Here is a 5,958-nt window from a genome sequence, read left to right as displayed (position 1 = left end):
AGGGAAAGCCCTTTTCAAAGGGTTTCCCTTTCCCCTTCCCCCCGGCCGCCGGAGGCTTCTTCTCGTCTACGCCAGGTGGCCGCCGGAGTCGATGATGGCCTGGATCTGGTCGTTGAGGGCGTCGGCGTCGGAGCCGGTATGGAGGAAGGTGCTCAGCGCGGCGGGTTCCATGCCCACGAGGGTGACTTCGATGGTGGCGGACCCGTCGCCGATGAGCAGGTGCAGGTCGCCGTCGCAGTAGGAGGAGCTTTGCAGGGCGAGCCCGTCGGCCAGGAAGAGGTGGTCGGCGTTGAGGGACTCGCCGTTGTCGGTGGTGAAGTTTTCCACGGTCAGTTTTTCGCCGTCCACCAGGGCGTCGCGGTTGAGGATGATGGCGTCCGAGCCCTCGCCCAGGCGCACGTAGTCGTTGCCTGAGCCGGGCAGGATGTAGCACTGGCCCACGGGCTCGTCCGTGGCGTGGGATTCCTCCAGGCCGTGGGACAGGGGGCGGCCAGCCACGATGAAGTCGTCGCCCGGGCCGCCGGAGATGACGGTCAGGAAGTTCTGGCCGCCGTACAGGGCGTCGTCGCCCGCGCCGCCGTCGATGACCTCGGCATAGGAGTAGGTGTCGTCCACGCCGTCGACCACGGTGTGGGCGGAGCCGAAGATGGCGTCGTTGCCGTCGGTCCCGGCCAGGAACTCGGCATGGGTTGTGTCGGTGGACCCCTTGCCTATGACCAGGGTGTCGAAGTCGCGGTAGGCGGCCACGGCGTCGAGCAGGGTGCCGTAGCCGTCGCTGTGCGCGGAAAACTCGGAAAAGGTCAGGGCCGCGTGATCCTGGCCCGCAGTCAGGGTGAAGGAGAGCTCGGTCCAGTCCGTGACCGTGCCGTCGGTTCCGTCGACGTAGCCCCAGTTGGTGAAGTGGAAGCTCCCGGTCCCGCCGTCGGCCGTGGTCACGCCGTCTCCCATGGTCACCAGCCAGGCCCCGTCGCCGTGTGCCGGGTCCCAGGTGATGGCGGCTACGAGCTGGTCGCCCAGGGTGACCTGGAAATCGTTGGTGTCCATGCCCAATTCGTCGATCCCATCCACGCGCGGGGCGAAGTTGAAGACCACGGTCAGGGCCTCGCCCGCCTGCGTGGCGATGACCTGGGACAGGACGTCCACGGAACCGGCCGTGGCGTCGAGTTCCATGAGCCGTCCGCCTTCAAGCGGCCTCTGGTTCATATCCTGCCCCCAGGTTTTCATGGGGCTGTTCTCCCCCGCGCTCCCGGACAGGGAAGGCATGGCCATCATGCGGTGGAACATGGGGAAATCCGGTTTGCTCAACCCGCCGGTGTTGCGCCAGTGGTCCATGTCGTCGAGGTAGGACCAGCGGTCGCCGTTGTAGCTTGAGGCCTCGAAGCCGGGATTGAGCACGATCTGCACGGGCGTGGTCTCGGCATATATGGTCGGCTCGCCACGGGTCGGGAAAGCCTCACCTCCTGCGGGCGGCGCGGACGGTGTCTCAACCTGGGACGTGGCCGCAAACAGCGAGCTCTGGCCGTCCAGGGAGTCCAGGCCGCTGCCCAGCAGCCCCGGATCGTCGGCGTAGGCCCCGGCCCCGGACCCTTCGGGCGCGCCGTCGGCCGCAGTCTCGAACTCCCGGCCAAAGGCGAAGAGGTAGATGTCGCCCGTCACCATCTGGCCGTCGAGCATCTCGAAGACCGGCAGGGCCTTCTCCCCGGCCAGTGTCAGGTAGCCCCGCAAAACCACTGACCGGCCGCCGGGCAGGGTGATGACCAGGTCGTTCCCCGAGGGCGCGAAATCCGCCTCGGACAGGTCGAAGCCGAACTTCACCGGAACGCCCGCTTCCAGCCGATAGGCCGCCCTCGCGCCGGGTTCGGGAAGCTCCACTCTGATCTGTTCGGCCATGTCCGCGCTCCTCAAAATAGGTTTCATTCGATTTTGGTATGACTATTCCCTATTATGATTAGAATGGGCTCTATCATTTGTCAATGTAGGAATATTCCATTATCCCGAATAGTTGCTTTGTGTAAAAACTCCCGGTCAGGATTTGCCCCGCATCCGGAGAGCAAGACGCGCAATCCTTTACAGCCGCAGGCCGGTCCAGTAAACCGGAGAACATGAAGACACTCGACATGCACGACTGGCCCCGCAAGAGCCTGTACGACTATTTCCGGACCCTGCCCGCGCCCCATTTCTCCCTGACCGCCGACGTGGACGTCACCGCGCTGATCACCAGGGCCAAGCCGCGCGGCGTGTCCGTGTTCAACGCGGCCCTCTACGCGGTCATGCGCGCCGCCAACCGCATCCCCGAGCTCCGCCAGCGGCTGAACGGCCCGGACGTGGTCGAGTTCGACACGGTCCACCCCTCGCCCACCGTGCCCATCGACGGCGACCGCTTCGCCTTCTGCTACTTCGACTACGCCGACAACTGGCCCGACTTCGACCAGAACTGCGCCCAGGCCATCGAGGCGGGCAAACAACAGACCGAACTCGAGGACGACTCCGACAACCGCCTGGACCTCGTCTTCACCACCTGCCTGCCCTGGCTGCACTTCACCTCCATGCACCACCCCGTCCAGGGACCCGACGACTCCTTCCCCCGCATCGCCTGGGGCAAATTCACCGAACAGAACGGCCGCTGGACCATGCCCGTCAACCTCCAGGTCCACCACGCCCTGGCCGACGGCCTGCACGCCGGACGGTTCTACCAGTACGTCCAGGAGACATTGGACGAGTTCGAATAGACCGGCGGGGAATGCTGCCTCCGGCGGGCCCTCGCCGGGCGGCGTCTCCGACGGCTTAAGAACCTTTTGAGAAAAAGGTTCTTAAGAATCTCCCAAACTTTTTGTGTGCCTTCGGCAGGGGCGTGCGGGCGCGGGATGGCGGGGTGTTTCGTGGGGAGGTGGTGGGAGCTCGGCTGGGCGGTGTCCCGAAGGGTTCGCGCCGGACGTCCACGGGCCTTGGAGGGCCGCCCGACGCGAACCCTTCGGGACGGTTGTCAACGCCGCTGGCGGGCGTGGCGGAACGCGGGAAATGGGTCTTGCGGCGTTTTCGACCGGCGGCGAAGAGGGCATATTTAACGGAGTCTCTTTTCTTAAAAGAAAAACCCGCGATTTCGGGCAGAAAAAACGGCGCGCTTCTTTCGGTGAAGAAGCACGCCGTTTCACCCGTTTTTTCTGCCTGAAATCGCACACCGGCACGGTGGAAGGCGTCCCTCGCCAGCCTTCCATGCCGCACGCCCCTGAGCGAAGCGAACATGGGGGTGCAGGGGGCCTTGCTCCCTGCCGGGTCCAGGGCAGCGCCCTGGTCTCCCCGAAGGGGCCGCCGGAGGCATCCCCCTAGCTCAGCGTAATAGCCTCCCCACACTCAAGCGGCCCGATGCCCAGGTGCGCGGCCACGGTCTGGCCGACGTCGGCGAAGGTGTCGCGCAGGCCTGCGGAGCCGGGCAGGACCGGGGGGCCGAACAGGAGGATGGGCACGCATTCGCGGGTGTGGTCGGTGCCTTTGAAAGTGGGGTCGCAGCCGTGGTCGGCGGAGATGATGGCCAGGTCGCCGGGGCGGAGTTGGGGGATAAAGGCGGCGATGCGGGTGTCGACGTATTCGAGGGCGGCGGCGTATCCGGCCACGTCGCGGCGGTGGCCCCATTCGGAATCGAACTCCACGAAATTGGCGAACGTGAGCGAACCGTCCGGGGCGTGGGCGGCTTCGTGCTCCACGAGGTCGAAGAGGGCGGCGGAGTCCGGGCCCTTGACCGCCTTGGTGATGCCGCGATGGGCGAAGATGTCGCTGATCTTGCCGACCGAGACCACCTCGCGTCCGGCCTCCTTGAGCCGGTCGAGCAGGGTGGGCGCGGGCGGTTCCAGCGCGTAGTCGTGGCGGTTGGCGGTGCGGGTGAAGCGACCCGGTTCGCCGGTGAACGGGCGGGCGATGACCCGGCCGATGTTGTAGCCGTCGAGGAGCCCGCGCACGAGTTCGCACAGGGCCAGCAGCCGGTCCAGGCCGAAGGTCTGTTCGTGGGCCGCGATCTGGAAGACCGAGTCGGCCGAGGTATAGCAGATGGGCTTACCGGTGCGCATGTGCTCCTCGCCGAGCTCCTTGAGGATTTCGGTGCCCGAGGCGGCGCGGTTGCCGAGGATGCCGGGCAGGCCGCCCCGCTCGATGATGGCCGAGGTCAGTTCTTTGGGGAAGCTCGGGTAGTCGGGCGGAAAATAGCCCCAGTCGAAGGTCACGGGCACCCCGGCCAGCTCCCAGTGGCCGCTGGGCGTGTCCTTGCCCCGGCTGACCTCGCGGGCCGCCGCGAACCGGCCGCGCAGGACCGGCGATTTGAGATTCGGGGGCACGGTTCCGGTGACCAGCTGGGCGGCCAGGCCCAGGCCGAGGGAGGCCATGCACGGCAGGTCGAGCGGGCCCGAGCGCAGGCCGTCGCGGTCCCCCTCGCCGCGTGCGCAGGCCTCGGCGATGTGGCCCAGGGTATCGGCCCCGGCGTCGCCGTATTGGTCGGCGTCCGGGGCCCAGCCGATGCCGAAGGAGTCGAGGACCAGGATGAAGGCGCGCGGCATCAGGCTGCCCCTCTGGCGGTGTCGGCGGTGATCCGCTCCCGGACCACCGGGCGGGCTGCCGGGGGCGCGTCGCCGAGGGTCACGGCCGCGCGGATGCGTTCGGCGGCCATGTCGGCCTGGGCCTCGTTCCGGGCGCGGACCGTGCACAGCGGGGCGTCGGGGCCGACCGTGTCGCCGATGCGGGCGAAGCCGGTCATGCCCACCCCGTGGTCGATGGCCTGGTCCGCGCGGGTGCGGCCGCCGCCCATGGCCACCAGGGCCATGCCCACGGCGCGGCTGTCCATGGCGGTGATAAAGCCCGGCCTGTCGGGGTACACGGGTCGCTGCACGAGCGCGGCGTCGAGATATTCGTCCGTCCGCTCCAGAAAATCCTTGGGGCCGCCCAGCCCGGCGACCATGCGTTCGAACCGCTCGGCCGCCGCGCCGTTGGCCAGGGCGGTCTCCATCTTGCGCGTGGCATCGTCCATGTCGTCGGCCACGCCCGCCAGGACGATCATCTCGCCGGTGCAGGCCAGGGTAACCTCGGCCAGTCGCGGTTCGCGCTTCGCGCCGGTCAGGAAATTCACGGCCTCGCAGACCTCCACCGCGTTGCCCACGGTGTCGCCCAGGACCTCGTTCATGTCCGTGAGCAGGGCCGTGGTCGGCACGCCCGCGCCTGTGGCCACGGTCACGATGGACTCGGCCAGGGCCCGCGCGTCCGCATACTTCTCCATGAACGCGCCGCTGCCGAACTTCACGTCCATGACCAGCCCCTGGAGCCCTGCGGCCAGCTTCTTGGACAGGATCGAGGCCGTGATCAGGTCCATGGATTCCACCGTGGCGGTCACGTCGCGCACCGCGTACAGCCGCCGGTCGGCCGGGGCCAGGTCTGCCGTCTGTCCGATGATGGCGCAGCCCGCCTCCCGGACCACCCGCGCGAACGTCTCCAGGTCCGGCGCGGTGTCGTAGCCCGGAATAGCGTCGAACTTGTCGAGCGTGCCGCCCGTATGCCCCAGGCCGCGCCCGGAGATCATCGGTACGGACGCCCCGCACGCAGCGGCCAGCGGCCCCAGGATCAAACTGACCTTGTCGCCCACGCCGCCGGTCGAGTGTTTGTCGGCCACGCCTTGCGCGATGCCGAGCTGCGGCCAGTCCAGCACTCGGCCCGAGTCGCGCATGGCCTCGGTGAGCGTGATGCGCTCCTTCAGGGTCATGCCCCGGAAAAAGACCGCCATGGCGAACGCCGCCACCTGGCCCTCGCTCGCCGAGCCGTCCGTGATGCCCCGGACCATGGCCCGGATGTCGGCCTCGGGCAGCTCCTGGCCGTCTCGCTTTTTACGGATGATCTCTTGCGGTATGAACGTCATTGGGTGCCTCCGGCGGCCGGGGGAAGGGGAGGGAAAACCCTTTGAAAAGGGCTTTTCCCTCCCCTTCC

The 5,958-nt window shown here is 67.7% G+C and carries 4 protein-coding genes; 1 reads left to right on the top strand and 3 read right to left on the bottom strand.

Annotated elements, in window-relative coordinates:
• Nucleotides 1-66: 66 nt before the first annotated feature.
• Nucleotides 67-1,890, bottom strand: coding sequence for a hypothetical protein (locus tag AB6M95_RS19265; RefSeq protein WP_371388369.1), 1,824 nt, complete (start codon nt 1,888-1,890; stop codon nt 67-69).
• A gap of 212 nt (nt 1,891-2,102) precedes the next feature.
• Here AB6M95_RS19265 and AB6M95_RS19260 point away from each other — a divergent pair, with 212 nt between their 5' ends.
• Nucleotides 2,103-2,729 (top strand): CatA-like O-acetyltransferase, encoded by a 627-nt coding sequence (locus AB6M95_RS19260; protein ID WP_371388368.1) that lies wholly within the window; start codon nt 2,103-2,105, stop codon nt 2,727-2,729.
• A gap of 594 nt (nt 2,730-3,323) precedes the next feature.
• On the opposite strand, the gene AB6M95_RS19255 is transcribed toward AB6M95_RS19260, so the two are convergent.
• Nucleotides 3,324-4,544, bottom strand: coding sequence for a phosphopentomutase (locus tag AB6M95_RS19255; protein ID WP_371388367.1), 1,221 nt, complete (start codon nt 4,542-4,544; stop codon nt 3,324-3,326).
• Nucleotides 4,544-5,890, bottom strand: coding sequence for a thymidine phosphorylase (gene deoA, locus AB6M95_RS19250; protein ID WP_371388366.1), 1,347 nt, complete (start codon nt 5,888-5,890; stop codon nt 4,544-4,546). Before deoA ends, AB6M95_RS19255 begins: the two co-directional genes overlap by 1 nt.
• Nucleotides 5,891-5,958 lie beyond the last annotated feature (68 nt).

Source organism: Pseudodesulfovibrio karagichevae (assembly GCF_041414475.1).
In the GTDB taxonomy this organism is placed as follows: Bacteria; Desulfobacterota; Desulfovibrionia; order Desulfovibrionales; family Desulfovibrionaceae; genus Pseudodesulfovibrio; species Pseudodesulfovibrio karagichevae.
Note: the sequence above shows the minus strand (reverse complement) of the source record. Positions and strands in the feature narration are given on the sequence as shown.

Coding starts and splice junctions, on each gene's coding strand:
- deoA (WP_371388366.1), bottom strand. CDS start 5,890: ATGACGTTCATACCGCAAGAGATCATCCGTAAAAAGCGAGACGGCCAG.
- AB6M95_RS19265 (WP_371388369.1), bottom strand. CDS start 1,890: ATGGCCGAACAGATCAGAGTGGAGCTTCCCGAACCCGGCGCGAGGGCG.
- AB6M95_RS19260 (WP_371388368.1), top strand. CDS start 2,103: ATGAAGACACTCGACATGCACGACTGGCCCCGCAAGAGCCTGTACGAC.
- AB6M95_RS19255 (WP_371388367.1), bottom strand. CDS start 4,544: ATGCCGCGCGCCTTCATCCTGGTCCTCGACTCCTTCGGCATCGGCTGG.